At 60.7% G+C, this 22,734-nt stretch carries 14 protein-coding genes; 8 read left to right on the forward strand and 6 right to left on the reverse strand.

What is annotated here, in order from left to right:
• The first annotated feature begins 94 nt into the window (after positions 1–94).
• The 6 genes from ACU680_RS13125 (at position 95) to ACU680_RS13150 (ending at position 12,702) form a co-directional block, all read left to right on the forward strand.
• Positions 95–733 (forward strand): hypothetical protein, encoded by a 639-nt coding sequence (locus ACU680_RS13125; protein WP_448179640.1) that lies wholly within the window; start codon positions 95–97, stop codon positions 731–733.
• 158 nt (positions 734–891) lie between these two features.
• Positions 892–2,190: a precorrin-3B synthase gene (cobG, locus tag ACU680_RS13130; protein ID WP_448179657.1), complete on the forward strand. Its 1,299-nt coding sequence runs from the start codon at positions 892–894 to the stop codon at positions 2,188–2,190.
• The gene (locus ACU680_RS13135) at positions 2,183–2,809 is read left to right on the forward strand and encodes a precorrin-8X methylmutase (protein WP_102899398.1); all 627 of its coding nucleotides are present in this window, start codon (positions 2,183–2,185) and stop codon (positions 2,807–2,809) included. Before cobG ends, ACU680_RS13135 begins: the two co-directional genes overlap by 8 nt.
• The gene (locus ACU680_RS13140) at positions 2,809–3,540 is read left to right on the forward strand and encodes a precorrin-2 C(20)-methyltransferase (RefSeq protein ID WP_027613582.1); all 732 of its coding nucleotides are present in this window, start codon (positions 2,809–2,811) and stop codon (positions 3,538–3,540) included. The genes ACU680_RS13135 and ACU680_RS13140 overlap by 1 nt, the downstream gene beginning before the upstream one ends.
• Positions 3,540–5,240 (forward strand): precorrin-3B C(17)-methyltransferase, encoded by a 1,701-nt coding sequence (gene cobJ, locus ACU680_RS13145; protein ID WP_448179641.1) that lies wholly within the window; start codon positions 3,540–3,542, stop codon positions 5,238–5,240. Before ACU680_RS13140 ends, cobJ begins: the two co-directional genes overlap by 1 nt.
• Positions 5,241–5,646: 406 nt before the next feature.
• Positions 5,647–12,702: a TcdA/TcdB pore-forming domain-containing protein gene (locus ACU680_RS13150; protein WP_448179642.1), complete on the forward strand. Its 7,056-nt coding sequence runs from the start codon at positions 5,647–5,649 to the stop codon at positions 12,700–12,702.
• Between the two features lie 99 nt (positions 12,703–12,801).
• Here the strand turns inward: ACU680_RS13150 and ACU680_RS13155 are convergent, their stop codons facing one another.
• A complete protein-coding gene (locus ACU680_RS13155; protein ID WP_007961956.1) occupies positions 12,802–13,398 on the reverse strand; it encodes a MarC family protein in 597 nt (198 codons plus the stop codon).
• A 256-nt stretch (positions 13,399–13,654) separates the two neighbouring features.
• Between ACU680_RS13155 and ACU680_RS13160 the strand changes: the two genes are divergently transcribed.
• A complete protein-coding gene (locus tag ACU680_RS13160; RefSeq protein WP_367082888.1) occupies positions 13,655–14,446 on the forward strand; it encodes a hypothetical protein in 792 nt (263 codons plus the stop codon).
• A 57-nt stretch (positions 14,447–14,503) separates the two neighbouring features.
• Entirely contained in the window at positions 14,504–15,229 is a 726-nt protein-coding gene (locus ACU680_RS13165) for a hypothetical protein (protein ID WP_448179643.1), read from the forward strand.
• A gap of 21 nt (positions 15,230–15,250) precedes the next feature.
• Here the strand turns inward: ACU680_RS13165 and ACU680_RS13170 are convergent, their stop codons facing one another.
• The 5 genes from ACU680_RS13170 to dusB form a co-directional block, all read right to left on the reverse strand.
• Positions 15,251–18,025, reverse strand: coding sequence for a hybrid sensor histidine kinase/response regulator (locus ACU680_RS13170; RefSeq protein ID WP_448179644.1), 2,775 nt, complete (start codon positions 18,023–18,025; stop codon positions 15,251–15,253).
• A 99-nt stretch (positions 18,026–18,124) separates the two neighbouring features.
• Positions 18,125–19,420, reverse strand: coding sequence for a phosphoribosylamine--glycine ligase (gene purD, locus ACU680_RS13175; RefSeq protein WP_448179645.1), 1,296 nt, complete (start codon positions 19,418–19,420; stop codon positions 18,125–18,127).
• A gap of 156 nt (positions 19,421–19,576) precedes the next feature.
• A complete protein-coding gene (gene purH, locus ACU680_RS13180; protein WP_448179646.1) occupies positions 19,577–21,184 on the reverse strand; it encodes a bifunctional phosphoribosylaminoimidazolecarboxamide formyltransferase/IMP cyclohydrolase in 1,608 nt (535 codons plus the stop codon).
• Between the two features lie 82 nt (positions 21,185–21,266).
• A complete protein-coding gene (gene fis, locus ACU680_RS13185) occupies positions 21,267–21,587 on the reverse strand; it encodes a DNA-binding transcriptional regulator Fis (protein WP_003221275.1) in 321 nt (106 codons plus the stop codon).
• Positions 21,584–22,594: a tRNA dihydrouridine synthase DusB gene (gene dusB / locus ACU680_RS13190; RefSeq protein WP_400760381.1), complete on the reverse strand. Its 1,011-nt coding sequence runs from the start codon at positions 22,592–22,594 to the stop codon at positions 21,584–21,586. Before dusB ends, fis begins: the two co-directional genes overlap by 4 nt.
• Positions 22,595–22,734 lie beyond the last annotated feature (140 nt).

Below are 22,734 nucleotides of genomic sequence, written 5' to 3' on the forward strand. Positions count from 1 at the left end.
TTATAGCTGAAAAAACTTGTAAGCCGTGCGTAAGTGTTCGGTAACTAATTGACGGACGCCTTGTTGGCGTCCACCTGCAATAAGGTTGGAAAACATGGATGACATAAAACATAACGCGACTTTAGTCGGCGACATATTGCTGGCCGGAACTCAGGGACAGTCTCGCGAGGATTACCAATTCGCCTTGAACTGTATTTATCTGGCACAACGCCAGGCAGATATCACTTACAAAAGTGAGACGCAACCGGGACGCTGGATCGATTACTTCGCCGATCTCCTGTGGTCACATGGCTGGAATCGCGATCATCGGCCGATAGAGCATGTGCAGCCGCAGTTCAATGGCAATGTGCGCAGGCTCTGGGAGGAAGTTGCATCGCCATTGCTCAGTCGTGATCAAGTGGACGGGGTTGACCGTGGACTGGTTGCGCTGGAAAGGGACGTGGAACTTTTGAAAAAAGTCAAAGGCCTCAGTGGCAAGCTATTTGATTTCAAGATCATGCCGGTCAGCTATAACCCCAACGGCGATATGGAGTTGCTCGTCACCAATATCCGCTTTATTAAATCGAGTATGAATACTGAGTATTTTTTCTGGGATGTTTCGCAAGTCATGACTCAACTGGATGTAATGGTGCGCAAGGTGGTGATCAGCCGCCGTGTCATGGATGCCCGCCGCCTCAGTGTGCAGAAAGCCCTGGAGGGGGTTGCATTCGATTTTGAAGACTACGAACTTTGAACTCCGTGCGATGAAGCACTTTTACGTTGAAAAAGTGCCATCAGCGTAGTTTCCGACCGGCAGGCATTTTCATGCGCTCGGGCAAAGCAGGCATAATGGCGACCTTTCGCCCACCACAGCGCTGCCAGCCAGCCGGTCATCCCTTGAACGAACGTCCTCTGTCCACCGCTTTGCGTCCCTCGGCTTGTCCGGGGTTGCTGCGTATTGTCCAGGCGCTGGACGGCGGCATTTGCCGGATCAAGCTCAATGGTGGCTCGATCACTGCTGATCAGGCTGACGCGGTGGCTGATGCTGCCGAGCGTTTTGCCAGTGGCGCGATCGAGGCGACCAACCGCGCCAATCTGCAGATTCGCGGCATCGGCGAGCAGTCAGCGGCATTGATCGACAGTTTGCTGGCCGCCGGTCTGGGGCCGCAAACTGCAGCGGGTGACGATGTACGCAATCTGATGCTCAGCCCGAGTGCCGGGATCGATAGGCAACTGTTGTTCGATACCCGGCCACTGGCCGAACAGATTCTGGCGACCCTGCAGACGCATCCGCGCTTTCACGAGTTGAGCGCCAAGTTCGCCGTGCAACTCGACGGCGGGGAGGCGTTGGCAATGCTCGAGCATCCGCATGATCTGTGGCTGTCGGCGTTCGAACGTGACGATGAAGTCTTGTTGGCGTTCGGTCTGGCCGGCTGCCCGACCGATCGTGCGGCCGGTGCCGTGACCGTGGAACACGGCCATGGGCTGGTGGTCGCGGTGCTGGAGTTGTTCCTTGAGCGGGCTCGACCGGAGCAGACGCGCATGCGCCATTTGCTCGATGAGCTGCCGCGGCTGGCTTTTCTCGAACAGTTGCGCGAACGCGTAGCGATCAAAGCTGCCGTTGCTCGACAGCGCCCGCCGCTGGCGGATGCGCTGCACATCGGTGTTCACCGGCAAAATGCTGACGACAGGGTGTATGTCGGCGCGGTACCGGCGCTCGGCCGTCTCGATCCGGCCATGCTGCGTGGCGCGGCCCGACTGGCCCGCGAGTACGGTGACGGCACCCTGCGTTTCACCCCTTGGCAAAGTCTGCTGTTGCCGAACGTGAAGCCCACCGACGCGGCGCAAGTTCTGAAAAATCTGACGCCATTGCACTGGCTGACCGACGTCAGCGAGCCGCTGTCCCGGCTGATCGCCTGCACCGGCTCCAGTGGCTGCGGCAAAGGCCTGGCCGATACCAAACACGACGCCCGGCGGCTGGCGACGCTGTTGCCACAGGCGCAGAACGTGCACCTGTCCGGTTGCCCGCGCTCTTGCGCTGCAGCCCATCGCACCCCGGCGACATTGCTGGCGGTCAGCCCCGGTCATTACGACCTCTATTTTCGCGATGCAGCGCTGCCGGGTTTCGGCGCGCTGCACGCACGCAACCTTACTATTGAAGCGGCCGCGACCCTGCTCGACGCCCGCTCACGGAGCCCCCTTGATGCTTGATTACATCCGCGACGGTCAGGAGATCTATCGCAACTCCTTCGCGATCATTCGCAGCGAGGCCAATCTGGCGCGCATCCCGGCCGATCTGGAAAAACTCGCGGTGCGGGTGATCCACGCCTGCGGCATGGTCGAGGCCATTGACGGTCTGCAATTCTCCGAAGGTGCCGGCAAGGCCGGGCGCGATGCACTGGCAGCCGGCGCGCCGATCCTGTGTGATGCGCGGATGGTTTCCGAAGGCGTGACCCGTGCCCGTCTGCCGGCGAACAATCAAGTGATCTGCACCCTGCGCGACGACAGCGTGCCGGAGCTGGCCCGTGAGTTGGGCAACACCCGCTCGGCGGCGGCGCTGGAGCTGTGGCGTCCGCATTTGGAAGGCAGCGTGGTGGTGATCGGCAACGCGCCGACCGCACTGTTTTATCTGCTGGAAATGCTCGACGCCGGCGCACCGAAACCGGCGCTTATCCTAGGCTTCCCGGTGGGCTTCGTCGGCGCCGCCGAATCGAAAGCGGCGCTGGCGGCTGACAGTCGCGGCGTACCGTTCGTGATCATGCAAGGTCGGCTCGGCGGCAGCGCCATGGCCGCTGCGGCCGTGAACGCCCTCGCCACGGAGATCGAATAATGCAGGCCAAAGGACGTTTGATCGGCCTGGGTGTCGGCCCGGGTGATCCGGAACTGATTACCGTGAAAGCCCTGCGCCTGCTGCGTGAGTCGCCGGTGGTGGCGTACTTTGTCGCCAAGGGCAAGAAGGGCAACGCGTTCGGCATCATCGAAGCGCACCTGCAGGACGCGCAGAATCTGCTGCCGCTGGTGTACCCGGTGACCACCGAAGTGCTGCCGGCGCCGCTGTCCTACGAGCAAGTGATCAGCGATTTCTACGATGAAGCCGCCGAGACCGTGGCTGCGCATCTGGACGCCGGCCGTGATGTGGCGGTGATCTGCGAAGGCGACCCGTTCTTTTACGGCTCCTATATGTATCTGCACGATCGGTTGTCCACGCGCTATGAAGCCGAAGTGGTGCCGGGCGTGTGCTCGATGCTTGGCGGCGCCTCGGTGCTCGGCGCGCCGCTGGTGTATCGCAACCAGAGCCTGTCGGTGCTTTCCGGCGTGCTGCCGCACGAGGATCTGAAGCGACGCCTGGCCGACGCCGATGCGGCGGTGATCATGAAGCTGGGGCGCAACTTTCCCAAAGTTCGTGCGGTGCTCGAAGAGCTCGGTCTGGCCGAGCGGGCGCTGTACGTCGAACGCGCGACCATGGCCAATCAGAAGATAGTGCCGCTGGATCAGGTCGAGCCGATGTCCTCGCCGTACTTCTCGCTGATCATCGTCCCGGGCGAACGGTGGCAAGGTTGATGACGCCATCCACACCGGCCATTGTCATCCTCGGACAGGGCGCGCTTGCCACCGCGCGGCGGATCCAGCAGCTGTATCCGACGGCGCAGATCCACGGCCTCGCCGGACGCGTTGAAGGCGCCGACTGCACCTATCAGGAGTTCGGCGCGACGCTGCGTGAGTTGTATCAGCAGGACACGCCGATCATTGCCCTGTGCGCGGCCGGCATTGTCATCCGCACCCTGGCGCCGGTGCTGCTGGAGAAGGGTGCCGAGCCTGCGGTGCTCGCCGTGGCCGAAGACGGCAGCGCCGTGGTGCCGCTGCTCGGCGGCCTCGGCGGGGTGAACGTCATGGCCCGGGAAATCGGTGCCGCATTGCAAGTCGCGGCGGCGATCACCACCAGTGGCGAATTGCGCTTTGGCACTTGTCTGCTCAATCCACCCAACGGCTATGCGCTGGCTGATCTGGAGCTGGGCAAGCGTTTCGTGTCCGATCTGCTGGCCGGGCACAGCGTGCGCATCGAAGGTGCCGCGCCGTGGCTTGCGCAGGCGCAGTTGCCGCAAGACCCGCAGGCGCAGCGCTCGATTCATGTCGGCAGTGCCGAGCGTGTTGCAAGCGCCAACGAGTTGCTGATCTATCCGCGCAGCGTCGCCGTGGCGGTGAGTGCGCAGTCGGACGAACTGCCGCATGCCGTGCGCGCCGCGTTGCAGCAGGCCGGGGTTGCGCAGCAGTCGCTGGCCTGTCTGCTGGCGGCTGATACTGAAATGGCGTCGGCAAAATTGCGTGAAGCCGCCCTCGAACTGGGTGTGCCGCTGCGCTTTGTCGCGGCGCAAAAAGACCTCAATGAGTTGGCTCGTCAGGCACTGCCGCAGGCCTCGATCAGCAGTGCCAACGGCTTGGTGATTGCGCGCGCCGAACAGCCGCTGGACGTCGCGCAGATCGGTCGTCAACGTGGGCGCCTTGCGGTGATCGGCCTCGGCCCTGGCGCTGCCGAATTGATGGTGCCTGCGGTCAAGGCGGAACTGGCGCGGGCCACCGATGTGCTCGGTTATGAAACCTATGTGCGCATGGCCGGCCCGTTTCGCGATGATCAGGTGCAGCACTGCACCGACAATCGCGAAGAAATGCAGCGTGCCCGCCACGCCTTCCGGCTGGCGGCCGAGGGCCGTTCGGTGATCGTGGTCTCGTCCGGCGACCCCGGCGTGTTCGCCATGGCCGCAGCGGTGCTCGAAGCATTGCACGAGTCGACCGATCCAGCCTGGCACAGCGTCGAGCTGGAAATCCTGCCGGGGGTGTCCGCTTCGCTCGCCACGGCTGCGCAAGCGGGTGCACCGCTGGGGCATGACTTCTGCGTGATGTCGCTGTCGGACAACCTCAAACCGTGGTCGATCATCGAGAAACGTCTGGAGCTGGCGGCCGGGGCCGATCTGGCGCTGGCCTTCTACAACCCGATCTCCCGCGCGCGTCCCTGGCAATTGGGGCGCGCGCTGGAAATCGTCGCGCAACATCGCACTGCGGCGACGCCCGTGGTGTTGGGGCGCGACATCGGTCGTCCGGGGCAGACCCTGCGCGTGACGACACTGGGGCAACTGACCCCGGATCAGGTGGACATGCGCACCATGGTGCTGGTTGGTTCTTCGACGACGTGCACCTTTCCCAAGGCTGAAGGTGGCGAGTGGGTCTACACGCCGCGCTGGTACGGCGAAAAACCGCAGGCATGAAGGAGTGGCGAGAGAGAAACCTCTCTCGCCATGCGCATTTTTCCGCGCGATTGTTTCCGGATCTGACCGCGTCATATTGTTCAACGGGACTTGTAGGATCGGCTCCGCTTTTGCGTGGGAATATTCTCGTTGGTTACATTCTGTTCGACTTATCTTGAATGCTGATAAACAGACCTGAATTTCCAGTTCTGATAATGTCGCGTTCTGCTCAGGTATGTTTGATTTGTACATTGATTATCGAAATAACTGGTTGCTGTTACATGCGCTATCAGTTGCTTTTTAGTGGTCGATTTTGACATGTGTTGAAAGTTTTGAAGTTTGAGCTCCGATTTGTCAGAAGTTAGTTTGCTCTCCATGCAGGTGCCAGCGGGCACTCGTTAATGGTCAGGGCAAAGGAGCAACTTTCATGCAGGATCGAAGACCTCAAGACGCCAGCGGTTTTGTCAAATTCATCAACTTGTTCAAACAGGCTGATCTGGAACAGGCCATGTCGGCGCACCGCAATAGTGATTCTTATCAGTCAGTGTTGCGTTATTACTTTGCCTGTATCGGCTTACTCGATTCACCACGACTGATCGAGCCCTTGGCACTGCTCAAACAGTCGATCGGCCAGTTGATTGGTGCCCCACGTGAACACCAGCCTGATAGCCAGCCTGCACGGTTATTGCGTATCTATGACAGCATTCAAGCCTTCGAAACCCGGTTGCAAAACAGTTTGGCTTACGCGAAGAGCACCCCGACTGCCGTGCCCAGGAATCTGCACTTTATCTGGCTCGGTGGTGGAGTGGGCGAGATACAGCGTGACTACCTCAACCTCTGGAAACAGGTGCTGAACGGGCAAGGTTACAGTCTGCATCTCTGGTATGACAGCGACGCGTTGTTGGCCTGGCAAACCAACAAGCTGATCGTCGAGGCGGCCAAGGCTGACGCCCTGCAACAGGATGGCAGCGACAGTGTTTCCACAGACCAGCTGAGCACGCTGTACGAAGAACGGGCCATCGTCCTTAAACAACAGATGTCCATGCACATCGATGCCGCATTGGCGCAGGGACTTTCAGCCGATGAAGCACGGATCGATCTGTTGGCTCGCGCCTATGGGCAGGACGCCGCACAACTGGAGACGTTGATCGAGCAAAACCGCCGCAGTCTGCTCGAGCTCGCAGGAGGCGACCTGCAGTTGCGCGATTTGAGCGCCCTGGATACTCCGCTGCAGTTGCAGGATATCTACGAGCGCGAAATCCGGTTGCGCGGCAATCTGGCCGCTGCTTCCGATGTGGTGCGCGCCGAGGCCCTGTACGATGAGGGCGGCGGTTATGCCGATGTTGATAATCTGCCGCCACTGGTCAAGACCCTGGGCGGCGTTGATATCAGCGGGTTTGACCCCCGGGCACGCGTTGGCGTTCTGCAACTGCTGCTCGATCACAATCGGCACTGGATGCCTGCACGCGAGGCGCTGCGCCACCAGTACACTGATTATCTGGCAAGCATTCCCGAGCAACACCGCGCCGCGCTTGAGACGTTTGCCCGGCAGCAACCGGCGCTGAATGAAGTGTTCCAGGCGCCAGCCGAGTTGCTCGTGCGCCCCCAGGACTTGCGAGCAGTTGCTGTGCAGGGCTCTCTGAGCAATTCCTTTCTGATGGCCCATGCCCGATCGCCGATGCTCAAAAGCGTGATCGACCGGTTTCGCTTCAACTATGACTTCATCGACCTGACGGCTCGACTGGCGGCCACGCGCGGTGTTGCGCTGAGCGATTTCCACGGCATGTCGACGCTTGCGCGCGAGGTATTCGAGGAAAACTGCGGCCCCATTTCTGCTCTGTCTTCGATCGAAGGTGCTACGGCTAACGAACTGATTCTGGCGGTCGCCGGGCATTTTGAAGACGGCATCCGTCCGCAGAGCGAATGGACGATTTTTCTGACTGGCCCGACCGCGATGCGTGCTGGCATGCGCGATTATGAGCGGCACAACTTCGTCCCGCGTGAAGATGAGACCGTGCGCCTCGAGACTGCCATAGAACCGCTCTGGATGATCAATGACAAGACCGAGGAGGAGCAGGATCACTCTTGGAAAGACAACGACAGCGCTGACGAACAATGGGTCATCGACGAGCAGCAGCGTTGGCGACAAGGACGCTTCAGTGTCCGTTACAACGGTGATGTTGCAGCCTTGCTCAAGCAGCAGACTGTGACGTTCGAAGAGGGTTGGCCGATCATCGAGGGGCGGCCGGTGCTGCTGACGGAGGTCTTGCAAGGAATGATCGACCGACTCGGTGCACCGTTCCTGGCGGCGATGAGGCAAGGTCATAACGGTCCGCTGATTTTTCCCGCAGGGCCGGGGCTGGGTTTCGATGAACGTCAGGCCATCAAGGCCCAGCCTGTCAACTTGCAAGCTCCGGCGTCGCTCAGCGATACGCGGATTCAGGGACTGGCGCTGGATGAGCTGCTAAGCGGTATTGCCGAGGGTTCGCTGCAGTTCTTTCAGGTCAGCCCTTTGCAACGGGTGGTGTTGGGACAGCTGCTCGGCGCACGTTCACTGGATAACTCAAGCTTCACGCAACTTGCCGCCGAACTCGAAAACCTCGCCAACAGCGTTGCCGAGGTGGGAGCGTCGGTGCGTTATGCGGCCATTGAACGCCATCTGTATCAGCATCGGGCGCCGCAATTCATGGCCGGTCTCGCCAGCCATGTCGACCAACCGATGGTGTCGTCGGACAGCGCGTTGACGTTGAAGCGAGCCGCGCTGTCGCAGGCGCATACGCTGTTTCAATGGGGGCGTCATGTTGCCCATATCCAGACCATCGCCACCCGTGAGCATCGTGAGCAGGTGATCCTGCGGCTGGGTCAGGTACTGGGGCAAATCGAGGCCAGTGACGTCAAGCTGGTGCCGCAGGATCTGTTGCTCCAGGGGCCGGGTGATCCCGGTGGCCGCTGTTACCCGCTGGCGCTGATCATGAGCGCTGCTCTGGAGCACGGCGATGCAGCGTCGCGACGTTTGCGCGAGCGATTTTTCCTGACCACTGCCGAGCCGCATCAACCCGATTCAATGGTATTTCTGGAAGCACTCGAGGAATTGCGCGACGTGCAATTGCACGACATCGGCAAGCCGCTGGGGCGTGTCGAACTGCAGCAGCTTGGCGCAACGCTGGAAGGGTTCGCCAGCTCGCGCACGCTGATGCTCAATTCGGACAACCACGCCATGCTGGTGGCGAAAACCTTCAAGGGTGAACACGCCACCTATCACTTCTATGATCCCAATTTCGGCGTGTTCGAGTTCAGCCAGACGGACCAGTTCCAGCGGGCACTGACCGACCTGTTCCAGAAGCAGGGCATGGCGAAATACTATGCGGCCTACGGCGACGCCGCCCGCCCGACGTTTGATCTGATCGAGCTGCAGGGGCAAAAGATATCGGCTCTGAACCTGTCTGGCGGATTTCATGTCGGGCAACTGCTGGAGTCCGACAATGTCCTGTCGGAACAGACGCAACGGCCGATCCGTCGGCGCCTGAGCAGTGCCCGCGGCCATTCGCTGGTCAGCAATCCGCATCTGGGACGCAGCCTGCGCGAGCTGGACAGTCACTGGTGGGGACATCAGATTGCCCTGGCGACTGACGCTTTACAGGCCTTGCATGCTTCGGCAAAACCGCTGGTGCCGGTCTTCGAAACCCTGGAGATAACGCCCACCGGCGAGTACCGGATCAATCTGATCGATCCGTCGCAGGCCGAGCATGTGGTGCAGGTGGTCAGCACCGATCATCGTCTGCTGCGCATCAGAAATTACCTGTCGGAGCAGTTTTCGGCACTTGGCACTCGAGCCGCGCCGCAGATGGCAGAGGCGGGTGCCGTTCACACCCTCAATACCGGTTTCACGATTCAGGCACTGATGAACGTCCTGCGTGGACGAGAGGGAGATGACCGTACCTTGACCACCGCCGTGCGGTTGCACGCTTACGTCAATTACGCACAACTGGTGCATGGCAATGTCACGGACGTCACCGGCCTGATCAGTCTGATCAAAACCGCACTCAATGAAGAGAAGATCATCGCCCGTACCTGTGCGCCGGTGGTGGGCGAGGCGCTGGGACATGTTGCCAACGAAGGCGTGGGCGCGGTGCTGGGGCTGGCCAATGTCGGCTTCGACATCTATCAATTGGCGACCGCGGACAATGAGATCGAGCGCGCGCAGTTCGGTACCCAATTGGCCTTCGACTCCGCCAGTCTGGCGTTGACCGCCGGTGGCCTGGGAGCCGCCACGGCGGGCGCGGCGACTGCGGCAGCCGTGCTCGGCGGGGCCGGAGTGATTCTGGGCGGATTGGCCGTGGGGGTGGCGGCCCTGGCCCAGGGGTTTGCCAGGATCGCCGAGCAGGCGCAGGAGGTCGGGCTGTTTTTCGATGATCTGGAGCGGGCCTGTCGGGGTGTCGGTTATCGGTATGACGATGGGCTTGGGGCGTGGGTCGCTCACCCCTCGCTGGTCGTCCATGGCCTGGACTTCACTCGCGCCAGGATGGTGCTCGACAGTCCGAAGGTGTATCGGCTGCGCGATCATTTCGGGGTGCCGGACTTCAATCCGGATGATCAACAAGCGCTCGATCTGCGGCGTGAACTGGGTCTGCCCGGTTACATCCGTTTTGACCCACCGCCCATGCAACTGGTTGTCCTGCCGTGCACGCCGACCACGTATTACGGTTACGAATACAAGGCGCTGCCATTCTCGACACTGCGTCACGACACCGGCTTCGATACAGCCCGCAAGCTGGAGAAGAAGGATGCGGCTGGCCAGTGGCGGTTTCTGTTTTCGTTCTATTCCTTTCCCGTGCACTACATCGTCAACCGTCTGGCACCGTCGTATCGGCCAACCGTGATCGAGGTACGGCTGGATGCCCGAGAACGTGCGCTGGCGGTGCCAATAATGCCCCCCGTCTGGCACGACAAGGTGTCGTACCGCATCGAAGGTGCGGGCGGCGCCTGTTCACTGATCCTCAATCGCGGGGTCAATATCCAGTTGCAGTCGCCCAGCCTGCAGCTGTGCCGCTGGAATCTGCTAGCCACCTGGGCCACCGAGAGCGATGTGCGGATCGGCGTCGGCGGGGTTCTTTCTGTGGCTGGCGTGCAGGTGACGTTCGACGGCAAAGGACGGCATGAGGTCATGCTCCAGCTGAATGGGCAGCAATTGTTCAAGGTCAACCGCAGTGACAGGCGACTGGACATTGTCGGGCAGAGCGCGCCAGTCGGAGAGAACGAGCAGTCGTTGCTCACGCATTACCAGATGCTGGCGCGGGAGCATCGGCTGGTGCTGCCGTACACACCGGTTCATCACTTTCCGATTCCTTTCGAACCCGAGGGGCAGCCGCGTCACACCACCGCCTGGTACGACGCTGCCGGTGATCGCTTTCTGTACATTCGCAGTGAAGAGGTACTGGCGGCCGATGAAACACTGCTGGCGGCGGTGGTCGGCGATTCTGCGTTTTTCTACGAGGTGCACAACTACGATATCTGGCAGGTCGACGCTGTCAGCGGTCTGCTCAAATACCGTTACCGGCTGCTGGTGATGGAGGGGCAGTGCAGCGTTCGGCGTATCGATGTCGATGCCCAAGGCGTGCTTCATATCGAACAGCAATGGCTGGGTCCCGATCAGCAAATCACGCAGCTCAACTACCTCATCCATGACGGCCTGCTGCAACTGGTGGCAGTTACCCGAGAGATTGACCGTGATCTGGGCCGCCGAGTGTTCGCCCACCCGACCTTGACGGATTGGTCGGTGGTGCTTGGTCGATATTTCAAGTTATCGCCAGTGCCCGAGCGCGCAGGCGTCAGCACCGTCGACTGGCAGCCGGCCGCTTATGTGTCGGTCTGCTGGGCGTTCGATCCGGACCAGCGCGACCTGGTCTGGATTCGCAGCCGTGACCTGTTGTGCATTCATCCGGTTGCCTCGTCCGGGCATACCCGCGGCTGGGCCGATTCGATCAAGCATCTGGGTGAACTGTTGCTGCTGCCGGTCGACGATGAGCACGAGCTGTTCTTCATCTACGATCGGCGGGCGCAAAAACTGTGCAAGGTGCAACGTCGCGGGCCCGCTGGCAGCGAGCGCTGGCCCGCGCAATGGACGCATCAATGGCTGCAGCCTGATGGGCTCAATGACGTGGTGCCGGTACAGGACGGGTATCTGGCCCTGACCGACGACGGTCTGTTCTTCAACCTGAGCGCAGAGGGTGAAGTGCTGCTGGGTGGCTTGAGTGAGCGCTGGCTCAAGGGACGTGCACATTGGTGGCAAGCACTCGAATCGCTGGCGACGAAGTACCCGGTCAACAGTTTCGCCATTCTGGGTCTGCGCAACGCCGCCGGTGATCGCAGCCTGTGCGCCTGGTATGTGGATAACCGTCTGCTGTTGTGTGACCCCGGGCATGAACAAGAAATGCGCCTGCTCGGGGTCACACCGGACAACCAGGCGGTCTGGCTGCTCGATGTCGCCAGCGGTGAGATTTGCAGTCAGCGGTTCTTCGACAGCCGGCAACTCGAGCCAGCGTTCGGCGACGGCGCACAGTTACTGGCAAGCGACGTGCTGCCCGCACCGCAGGCCGAGTGGGACGACTGGCGGTTCAGCGCCGTGCGCAATGACGGCTCCGGTCTGTGCGGGACCTCGTTCGACGGCGTGTCACTCAAGCTGCGATATCAGGAAGCTGAACGGATCATTGGCGTCGATCATCACTGGGCAAGCGAGCACGCGGCGCATTTGCCGCAGTCTCTGCAGGCATTGCTGGAGACCGCCGAGCATGAGCCTTACATCGTCGTGGAGTCCGGCGCGGGCAACCTGCAATGGTTCGACGTGGCGAATGCACAACTGATCCGGGTAGCGGGCCAGGACCTGCCGCACGATTGCGAATTGCTCGGCACCCGTCATCGGCATGTGCTGTTGCACGAGCTTCAGGCACACCGCGTACACGTCTACCCCGGTCAGCAAAGCATCGGCCCGTTCGAATACATGCGGCGCGACGCCGAAGTGCTGGTGGTCGAGGGCCAGAACAAGGTCGAAGACCTGTTGCCATTGATCGCGGATGACGTGAGCTGTCTGGTGTTGCGCCTGGGGCAGGGCGGCGTGACGTATCACCTGTCGAGGGCCTGCTGGCTGCGGCTGGATTCAGTGATCGTCGATTGCCGTCACCCGCTGGGCGAGGTCCCGACGATTCCCGGCAAGTTGGTCTGGGCGCTGGACGCACCGCAAACACTGCAACTGTCGTTTGTCGATGAGCACTTGCTGATCGTCGATCCGGATCGCCAGCACAGCCTGATCCTGCGGGATGTGTGCTCGGTGGATCCGGCGATGCGTGGCGACGTCTTCCTCGGGTTCGAGGGCGGGCGTTCCCATGCGGTATCGAGTCTGGTGCAGAGGCTGCGGGAAATCGTCGGAGCCGATGATGCCGACGGTGGTGCAACGCTTGCGCAGTTGCTGAGCGCTGTGCCGGCGTAAAACAGAAGGGCAGCTGAAAAGGCCTGCGCAGACTACTGCACAGGCCCTTTTCCTGATTCTGTCTCGTCCTGAATAAGGTTTACACCTTCTGACTTTCCCTCAGGACACCAGGTAGCCCTTGATCCCGGTAAAGATGATTTGCGCCGCCAGCGCACAGACGAACAATCCCATCAGCCGGCTGACGATCTGCAGGCCTTGATCGCCCAGAACCCGTTCGATGTGATTGGACAGATACAGCACCACGCCGACGGTGAAACTGGCCAGGGTGATGCTCATGATCGCGGTCAGTTTGTCGTCCCAGTGCGGCTGGCTGACGCCCATCACCAGCAGGGCACCGATGGTGCCGGGGCCGACGGTCAGCGGGATGGTCAGCGGAACGATCGTTACGTCCTGCTGCACGTTGTCACTCTGCACCACCGGCTTACCCTGGGCCATGCCTAGCGCCGAGATGAACAGCACGCTGCCGGCACCGATGCGGAATGCGTCCGCAGTGATCCCGAACACATCGAAAATCACCCGTCCGAACAGATACAGCAGAACGCTGGAGACCAGCGTGGCAATCGCCACTTTCCAGGCCAGGCGCCGCTGTTCCTTGCGCGAGTAGCCACGGGTCAGGCTGATGAAGCAGGACAACACGAAGAACGGGCTGTAGAGCACCAGCATCTTCAGGTAAACGCTGAATAACACGTGGAGCATGAGGGCGGCTCGCATCCGGAGAGGGGTGGCAGCGAGTCTATCAGTCGCTTAGTTGCTTGTGTGCGCAGAAGATGCTGCGCACGGCAGCTCATTTTTCCGGATTTTATTTTGATCGTTGTGTTGTTGTCGTTTGTTAGTTGTTTTTGTTGTTTGGATATGATGTTACAGATTCGGGTTTGTGGTTGTATGTTTGTTTGGTTATTGTTTTATCGCAAGTTCAAGAGGAACTTGTCAGATAATTAATAAGGATTTTATTGTGCATAATCAAGCTGTTCGTGAAAGTTATATTGCTTCTTGTGTTAAAGCGATTGAAGAGTGTGAGATCGACGACCGGTTGGTTATTCGTCCTCGCGCCCTGATGGCTGTAGGGGACGACGTAGAAGCACCGTCGAAGGGTTCTGTTGTGGGAGAAGGTTCGCTGGGCTTTGCGGGCGGAATCAGCGCCCAAAACCGATCCGATGCGGAAAACGCCTTCCTCTTTGCCACGCTTGCAGCCAACAAACAATACCCGGCCGAAGAGCAGGGTAAGGAGTGGTATCTGCGTTTTCGTGAGGTGATGACCCAGGCCGGCTGGACGCCAGTCACCAAGTATTACAGCAACCTGGACGTCGCGGGCACCAGCGTGCGTATGGATAAGCTGGTACTGGAAATTCTCGGCTCCGTGATTGCCGGCGCTGCACTGCCAGGCCCGGCTACGGCGTTGATGCTCAAGGTGGCGGGAGATGCGATTGCCGCCCTGCAAAAGCGTGATACTGCTGCGCTGACGGTTTATGAGCGCAATCTGCTGCAACACGGTGTGGGTGGAATTTCCGCGGGTGCGTGCGTTGAAGTCAACGGTGAGGCGATCATGGCCCTGGGCGCCGTACGTTTCCAGCGCAAGAATACGTCTACCAAAGTGCTGTTTGTCGACGTCGACGTGCGTAATGTAAACCTGTATCGAGGCGAAACGGTATTTGTCAAAAACACATTAAAAGCGGACTTGGTTCGTGAAAATATTAAAAATAAACTCATCGCTCACAGTGACAAGATTGTCGATATTGAAATTTGATTGATCAAAAAAAGGCAGCCGGGTTCGGCTGCCTTTTTTGTTATTGGGAGCGTTGATATGAATGGCGAATATTCAGTATTGATTGTTGGCGGCGCCGTAGTGCTGATTCCGGCAACGGATGAGCTGGCGCACTATGACGATTTGATCGAGTGCCTGTTGCTGGCGCAATTGGCGGCCAATAAAAAAATCGAAAAGACGGCGGAGATCGACTGGTATGGCGCGTATGTGCAGTTGCTGGATAACTATTGGCTGCGCCACTCCAGAACTCGACGGCAATGGTCCATCGGAAAGGATAATGTCGAGTCGCTAGGTGATTGGGTCATCGCCGCGATGTTCAGCGACGCTGTGGATAACAGCGGCGCTGCACCTGTAGCGCTGCGACGTCTGGCAGGCCTGTCCGGCACCGAGTCGGCCATGGTTTTGCTGCGCAGGCACATCCAGAAGAGCATCCTGGCGTCCGAGTCCGAAGATGGGCTTGCGTCCGCCACGGCTGTGCGCCTGCTGGTGGTCGTCGCGAACACGCCGACCTCCTTGACCAGTGTCTATCTTGAGCTTGCGACTGATCGGGTGCTTGGCGGCAACCCCCTGGCCGAGCTGTTTCAGGCCGAGGATGTGCGCGGCGACGTGTGTATGCGTTACGCCGGCGCCTACTTGTCTGAGACCCTCTATGCTCCGGCACGCGCCGCCGTTGCTCTGAAAATCAGGGACAGGTTGAAGGACAACGTTGTGCGGTTGACGTTGCCCGATGAAGGGGCAGTCAGGCAGCTTTGCGCAGCCGATTGAGGCGCAACCGGGCAGGCCTTCTCAGAAGGTCGAGGCCGTGCGGTTCTGCTGATCGCGCTGGGCTACCCAATGTTCGATCAGCTCGCGCAGTTGCGACAGTTCCACCGGTTTGGCCATGTGCCCGTCCATTCCGGCCTGGCGCGCACGTTCCTTGTGTTCGGCGAGGATGTGCGCGGTCAGCGCGACGATCGGTGTGCGGATGCGCTGATTGCTGACTTCCCAGGCACGCAATTGCTGGGTCGCCGAGAAGCCGTCGAGGATCGGCATTTCGCAGTCCATCAGCACCAGATCGTAACGCTGGGCCTTCATCGCCTGCAGGGCTTCTTCGCCGTTGCTGGCGGTGTCCGGTTGCAGGTTGAGTTTGCCGAGCATGCCACGAATCACTTTGGTCGAAATCGTGTTGTCCTCAGCGACGAGGATGCGGAAGTCGCTCGGCACCTTGGCTGCCGTGGCCGGTGTGAGCACTTGTGGCTGAAACACCACCTGACCCTTGTTGCGCTGGTTCAGCTCATCGGCGAGGGTGGTCTTGAGCGTGTAGCCGGCCACCGGTTTGGCGAGGATGCGTTTGATCCCCGAATTGCGCGCGATGATCTTGCTCGGCGCGTTGCTGATGCCGGTGAGCATGATCAACAGGATGTCGTGATTGAGGCTCGGGTCTTCCTTGATCTTGGCCGCCAGTTGCATGCCGGTCATGCCGGGCATGTTCTGGTCCAGCAGCACCACATCGAAGTAGTCGCGCAGGTGCGCCTTGGTGCGCAGCAGCGCCAGCGCTTCCTTGCCCGATGGTACGGCGCTGACGTTCAGGCCCCAGGCGCTGCATTGCTGCACCAGCACCTTGCGGCAGGTGTCGTTGTCGTCCACCACCAGCACCCGCGCACCTTGCAGCGGGCCGTCGAGGTCGGAGGTCGGGTGTTCGAGGCGATCCGGGTCCAGTGGCAAGGTCAGCCACAAGGTGCTGCCCTGACTGGTGCCGCTCTTGATCCCGAACTCGCCGTGCATCAGGCGGATCAGTTGCCGGGCAATCACCAGCCCGAGATTGCCGCCCAGACGGTTGGCCGAGAGGAAGTGTTTGCTGTGCAGTTCGGCGTGCAGCAACGCATCGCGCTCTTCCGCCTCCATCGGCTGGCCGCTGTCCTGCACGGCGATGCGCAGGCGCGGTTTGACGCTGCGCTCGTCGAGGGCGACGACGATCAACACTTCGCCTTCGTCGGTTTTCTTCAGGGCGTTTTCCAGCAGGCTCAGCAGGGTCTGGCGCAAGCGGGTCGGGTCGCCGCTGATGACGCGCGGCACCTGCGGCTGAATGAAGCTGATCAGCTCGACGTTCTGCTGTTCGGCCTTGGCCCGGTAGATGCTCAGGCAGTCGTCGATCAGCGCGTTGAGGTCGAACTGCACATCGTCCAGTTCGATCTGCCCGGACTCGAGCTTGGAGATGTCGAGGATCTCGTTGATCAATGTCAGCAATTCGTTGCCGGCGCTGTGGATGGTTTGCACGTAATCGCGTTGCTTGACCGACAGTGGCGTACCCAGCAGCAGTTCGGTCATGCCCAGCACGCCGTTCATCGGAGTGCGGATTTCGTGGCTGATCTTGGCGAGGAATTCGGCCTTGGCGTTGATCTCGGCATTGCTCGCGGCAAGATCGCGGCTGATGCTGAACCGGCTTTCGGTGATGCTGCGCTGGCGTTCACCCAAGGCAATGCTCATCAGCAGGCCACTGATGCAGATGAAACCCATCAGGGTCATGATCAGGCCTTGCGGCGCCACCAGGGTCAGCCCCAGCAGGGCCGGCAAAATGATCAGCGTGCCGATGTTGAACACCACCATCCCGGCAACGAACAGCCGCGCCGGACGATAACCTTTTTGCCAGTGATAGAAGCCGACCAACAGCATGCTCAGACCGGCCAGCGCCACCAGCGCGTAGGTGATGATGTTCAGCGGCAGGGTGTTGACGAACAACAGCAGCAGGCTGCAGATCACGATGAACAGAATGTCGCCCAGCAACAGTTTGTTCAGCGGGTGCGGGCCGAGCGGGGCGAAGAAGCGCAGGGCGAACATCAGCCCGGCCGGAGCGGTCAGCAGCAACGCCAGATAGGCGCCCGGGGTCTGGATCGCGTGCCAGTTCGGCAACCACGGGCCGGCGAGGTTGAGCAACAGCAACAGGCTCAGGCCCAGCAGGCCTTCGCAGACCGCCAGCCACAGGCTGCTGCGCGAGCGGGAGTAGGCGTAGCGCACAAGATTGTGCAGCAGCAACATGCCGAGGCAGCCGAACAGCAGGCCGAAGATCAGCGTCTGGTTCTGGTTGGCGGCACTCATCACCGCCGATTGCAGGGTGATGTGCGGGCGTAGCTGATGGTCGGAAACCATCCGCAGATAGACGTCGAGGGATTTGTCACTTTGCGGCAGTGGCAGCAGGAAGTCGCTGCTTGGGAGCGGCCGTTCGACCTGCGGCTGGCGGGTGCCGGAGGTGCGTTGCTCGATCAGCTTGTCGCCGTCCAGCACGTAGAGGCTGAGGTTGGACAGGTCCGGGGCGAAGATTCGCAGCACCTGCTCGTGCTTGCCCGGGGCCAGTTTGAAGCGCAGCCAGAGTGCACCATCGGGCTCGGCCGCCGTGAGGCGATCAAGTTCGATAGGGCTGAATTGATTGGTGTAGCGTGCCGAGCGGATGTCGCTCAGTTGCAGATTGCCCTGGTCGTCAAGCAATACCGACCAGCCACTGCCTTGCGCGGCCAGAGCCGGAAGCATGCAGAGCAAGGTCAGCAACGTGACGGTGAAGCTTATGGCAATCCTGAGCCAGCGCACGGCGAAATCCCTTCGTAGGTTGATGCCAGAATATAACGATGCGCGGCGGCGGAACAGCCCGGCGAGGGACGGCATCCCGCGCCGGACTTGAAGGACAGCTTATTCCTGGGTTTCGCCACGTTCACGGGCAATGGCGCGGTAGCCAATGTCCTTGCGGTAGAAGCAGCCTTCCCAGTCGATGGCGGCGGCCAGCTTGTAAGCTTGCTGCTGCGCTTCGCTGACGCTGGCGCCCATGGCGGTGGCGCAGAGTACGCGACCACCGGCCGTCACCACCTTGCCATCCTTCAGGGCAGTACCGGCGTGGAAGACTTTGCCTTCCAGGCCTGCGGCTGCGTCCAGACCGTTGATCACCGCGCCCTTGGCGTAGTCGCCCGGGTAGCCGCCGGCGGCCAGCACGATGCCGACGCTCGGGCGTGGATCCCACTGGGCTTCCACCTTGTCCAGCGCTTGCGCCAGAGCGGCTTCGACCAGCAGCACCAGGCTCGACTGCAGACGCAGCATCACCGGTTGGGTCTCCGGGTCACCGAAGCGGCAGTTGAACTCGATGACTTTCGGGTTACCGGCCTTGTCGATCATCAGACCGGCGTACAGGAAGCCGGTGTAGACGTTGCCTTCTTCGGCCATGCCGCGCACGGTCGGCCAGATCACCTGGTCCATCACGCGCTGGTGCACGTCGGCGGTGACCACCGGGGCAGGGGAGTAGGCACCCATGCCGCCGGTGTTCGGGCCACTGTCGCCGTCGCCAACACGTTTGTGATCCTGGCTGGTGGCCATCGGCAGGACGTTCTTGCCGTCGACCATGACGATGAACGAGGCTTCTTCGCCGTCGAGGAATTCTTCGATGACCACGCGCGAACCGGCATCGCCGAACGCATTGCCGGCGAGCATGTCGCGCACGGCGTCTTCGGCTTCGGTCAGGGTCATGGCAACGATCACGCCTTTACCGGCGGCCAGGCCGTCGGCCTTGATCACGATCGGTGCGCCTTTTTCACGCAGATAAGCCAGGGCCGGCTCAATTTCAGTGAAGTTCTGGTAGTCGGCGGTCGGGATCTTGTGACGCGCGAGGAAATCCTTGGTGAAGGCTTTCGAGCCTTCCAGCTGTGCAGCGCCGGCGGTCGGGCCGAAGCAGTCCAGGCCACGGGAGCGGAACAGATCGACCACGCCAGCCACCAGCGGCACTTCCGGGCCGACGATGGTCAGGGAAACGTTTTTCTCGGCAAAGTCGGCCAGTTGCTCAAGGGCCAGCACGTCGATGGCGACGTTCTCGCACTTGGCTTCAATCGCGGTACCGGCGTTGCCCGGTGCGACGAAAACCTTCTGTACGCGCGGATCCTGAGCCACTTTCCAAGCCAGGGCGTGTTCACGGCCACCGCTGCCAATGATCAAAACATTCATTTCAAAAACCTCGGATGACGCTAATTCTGTTGAGCGCTGCAAGGGCGCTTTTCTGTGGGAGCTGGCTTGCCAGCGATGCAGGCGACTCGGTTCATCAGTTGGACCGAGGGGATGCTATCGCTGGCAAGCCAGCTCCCACATTTGGATCGAGTGGAATCAGTGACGGAAGTGGCGCATGCCCGTAAAGACCATCGCGATGCCAGCCTCGTCGGCTGCAGCAATCACTTCAGCGTCACGCATTGAGCCGCCCGGCTGGATCACCGCCGTGATACCGACCTTGGCCGCGTTGTCCAGGCCGTCGCGGAACGGGAAGAACGCGTCCGAGGCCATCACCGAACCGGCCACTTGCAGACCGGCGTGCTCAGCCTTGATCGCGGCGATACGCGCGGAGTTTACGCGGCTCATCTGGCCGGCGCCGACACCGATGGTCTGACGGTTCTTGGCGTAGACGATGGCGTTGGACTTGACGTACTTGGCGACTTTCCAGGCGAAGATCAGGTCGTGGATTTCCTGTTCGGTCGGTGCGCGCTTGGTCACCACTTTCAGGTCGTCGGCGCCGATCATGCCGATGTCGCGGCTCTGCACCAGCAGGCCACCGTTGACGCGCTTGTAGTCCCAGGCCGGAACGCGATCCGCCGACCACTCGCCGCACGCCAGCAGGCGCACGTTGGCTTTGGCGGCGACGATGGCGCGAGCTTCTGCGCTGACGCTTGGGGCAATGATCACTTCCACGAACTGACGCTCGACGATCGCCTTGGCAGTCTCGGCATCCAGTTCACGGTTGAAGGCGATGATGCCGCCGAAAGCCGATTCGGTGTCGGTGGCGTAGGCCAGTTCGTAGGCCTGACGAATGCCGCCCTCGGCGTCCGGGCTTACGGCCACGCCGCACGGGTTGGCGTGCTTGACGATCACGCAGGCCGGCTTGACGAAGCTCTTCACGCATTCCAGCGCGGCGTCGGTGTCGGCCACGTTGTTGTACGACAGCTCTTTGCCTTGCAGTTGGGTCGCGGTGGCGATGCCGACTTCGGCCGGCTTGGCTTCCACGTAGAACGCCGCGCTCTGGTGCGGGTTCTCGCCGTAGCGCATTTCCTGAGCCTTGATGAACTGGCTGTTGAAGGTGCGCGGAAATTCGCTGCGACCTTCGGTGCTCAGCACGTCGGCAGCCTGATTCACGGTGCCCATGTAGTTGGCGATCATGCCGTCGTAGGCGGCGGTGTGTTCGAAGGCCTTGAGCATCAGGTCGAAACGCTGAGCGTAGGTCAGGCCGCCGGCTTTGAGGTTTTGCAGAACGCTGGCGTAATCGCTGGCATTCACCACGATCGCTACGTCTTTATGGTTTTTCGCTGCCGAACGGACCATGGTCGGGCCGCCGATGTCGATGTTCTCGATCGCGGTCGGCAGGTCGCAGCCTGGCTTGTTGATGGTGGCTTCGAACGGGTACAGGTTGACCGCAACCAGGTCGATCGGCTTGATGCCGTGCTCGTTCATGATGGCGTCGTCGATACCGCGACGACCGAGGATCCCGCCGTGGATTTTCGGGTGCAGGGTTTTCACCCGACCGTCCATCATTTCCGCGAAACCGGTGTAATCCGCGACTTCCACTGCGGCAACACCGTTGTCGCGCAGCAGCTTGAACGTCCCGCCGGTGGAGAGGATCTCGACGCCGAGGGCTTCAAGCTCCTTGGCGAATTCGAGGATCCCGGTCTTGTCGGAAACGCTGATCAAGGCGCGGCGGATCGGCAGGCGGGTAGTCTGGTCGGTCATCTCAATTTCCATCAAAAGCAAAGGAAGTCAGCAAAAAAGGCGACCGGTTTTACGCGGGCGCCTTTCTGGTTTGATTGAATGCTTACAGCAGATCGTACTGCTTGAGTTTCTTGCGCAGCGTGCCGCGGTTGAGTCCCAGCAGCTCACTGGCCTTGGTCTGGTTGCCCTTGACGTAGTTCATCACGCTTTCGAGCAGGGGAGCCTCGACTTCGGAGAGCACCAGGTTGTACACATCCGTGACGGACGCGCCCTCAAGGTGGGCGAAATAATTGTGCAGCGCCTTCTCGACACTCCCGCGAAGGGTCTGACCTTCTTCGCTCGGGGTATTGAGGTGCTGTTTCAAATTCACGTTGTCGCTCACGGGTGCTGTTCCACTCACTAAAGTCTCGGTCATCATCGTCATGCGGCCACCCCTTCTTCGTCCCCTGTCAGGCTCTTGTAACGCTCGGCGAAGAACTCCCGAACGTTGGCGCATTGTGTTTCCGTACCATCCAAACGATTGAAGTGGGCGCGAAACTCCCTGGCGCCCGGCAAGGTTGCGAGATACCAGCCCACATGCTTGCGGGCAATGCGCACGCCCATCACGTCCCCATAGAAGGCGTGAAGTGCGGCCAGATGCTCCAGCAGGATGCGTTCCACTTCGATCAGCTCCGGCGCCGGCAATTTCTCGCCGGTACGCAGGAAGTGTTCGATCTCGCGAAAAATCCATGGCCGCCCCTGGGCAGCCCGGCCTATCAGCAGGCCATCGGCACCGGTCGCGTCGAGCACGTAACGGGCCTTTTCCGGCGAATCGATATCGCCATTGGCAAACACCGGCATCGACACCGCCTGCTTGATTGCGGCAATCGTGTCGTACTCGGCTTCGCCGGTGTACAGATCGGCGCGCGTGCGGCCATGCACGGCCAGCGCGGTGATCCCGGCCTGCTCGGCGATCTTCGCCACGGTCAGGCCGTTCTTGTTGTCGCGATCCCAACCGGTGCGGATCTTCAGGGTCACCGGCACATCCACTGCAGCGACGACGGCCTGCAGGATCTCGGTCACCAGTGCTTCGTCTTTCAATAACGCGGAGCCGGCGGCCTTGTTGCAGACCTTCTTTGCCGGGCAACCCATGTTGATATCAATAATCTGTGCGCCCAGTTCGACGTTGGCCCGTGCCGCGTCCGCCAGCATCTGCGCATCGCCACCGGCAATCTGCACCGAGCGTGGCTCGGGATCGCCTTCGTGGATCATGCGCATGCGCGACTTGCGGGTATTCCACAGGCTCATGTCACTGGTGACCATTTCCGAGACTACAAGCCCTGCGCCCAAACGCTTGCACAGCTGACGAAAGGGCTGGTCGGTGACCCCCGCCATCGGGGCGAGAATCAAACCGTTCTGCAATGTATATGGGCCGATGCGTACCGCCGACATAGGACTTCCCTGAAGTGGGGCCGGATCATGAGAGTTCGAAAAAGGGTTGGCATGATACCCGCTCTCGATGACTGGATAAAGGCTGAATTGAACAAAATCTGAACAGTTATTCTGTTATTGCCAGCGGTTTGGTTGCCGCG

This window comes from Pseudomonas sp. LF020 (assembly GCF_053456425.1).

Bases quoted from the DNA above. Each gene is read 5' to 3' on its own strand.
- ACU680_RS13125 (WP_448179640.1), top strand. From the start codon at position 95: ATGGATGACATAAAACATAACGCGACTTTAGTCGGCGACATATTGCTG.
- ACU680_RS13135 (WP_102899398.1), top strand. From the start codon at position 2,183: ATGCTTGATTACATCCGCGACGGTCAGGAGATCTATCGCAACTCCTTC.
- ACU680_RS13140 (WP_027613582.1), top strand. From the start codon at position 2,809: ATGCAGGCCAAAGGACGTTTGATCGGCCTGGGTGTCGGCCCGGGTGAT.
- cobJ (WP_448179641.1), top strand. From the start codon at position 3,540: ATGACGCCATCCACACCGGCCATTGTCATCCTCGGACAGGGCGCGCTT.
- ACU680_RS13150 (WP_448179642.1), top strand. From the start codon at position 5,647: ATGCAGGATCGAAGACCTCAAGACGCCAGCGGTTTTGTCAAATTCATC.
- ACU680_RS13155 (WP_007961956.1), bottom strand. From the start codon at position 13,398: ATGCTCCACGTGTTATTCAGCGTTTACCTGAAGATGCTGGTGCTCTAC.
- ACU680_RS13165 (WP_448179643.1), top strand. From the start codon at position 14,504: ATGAATGGCGAATATTCAGTATTGATTGTTGGCGGCGCCGTAGTGCTG.
- purD (WP_448179645.1), bottom strand. From the start codon at position 19,420: ATGAATGTTTTGATCATTGGCAGCGGTGGCCGTGAACACGCCCTGGCT.
- purH (WP_448179646.1), bottom strand. From the start codon at position 21,184: ATGACCGACCAGACTACCCGCCTGCCGATCCGCCGCGCCTTGATCAGC.
- fis (WP_003221275.1), bottom strand. From the start codon at position 21,587: ATGACGATGATGACCGAGACTTTAGTGAGTGGAACAGCACCCGTGAGC.
- dusB (WP_400760381.1), bottom strand. From the start codon at position 22,594: ATGTCGGCGGTACGCATCGGCCCATATACATTGCAGAACGGTTTGATT.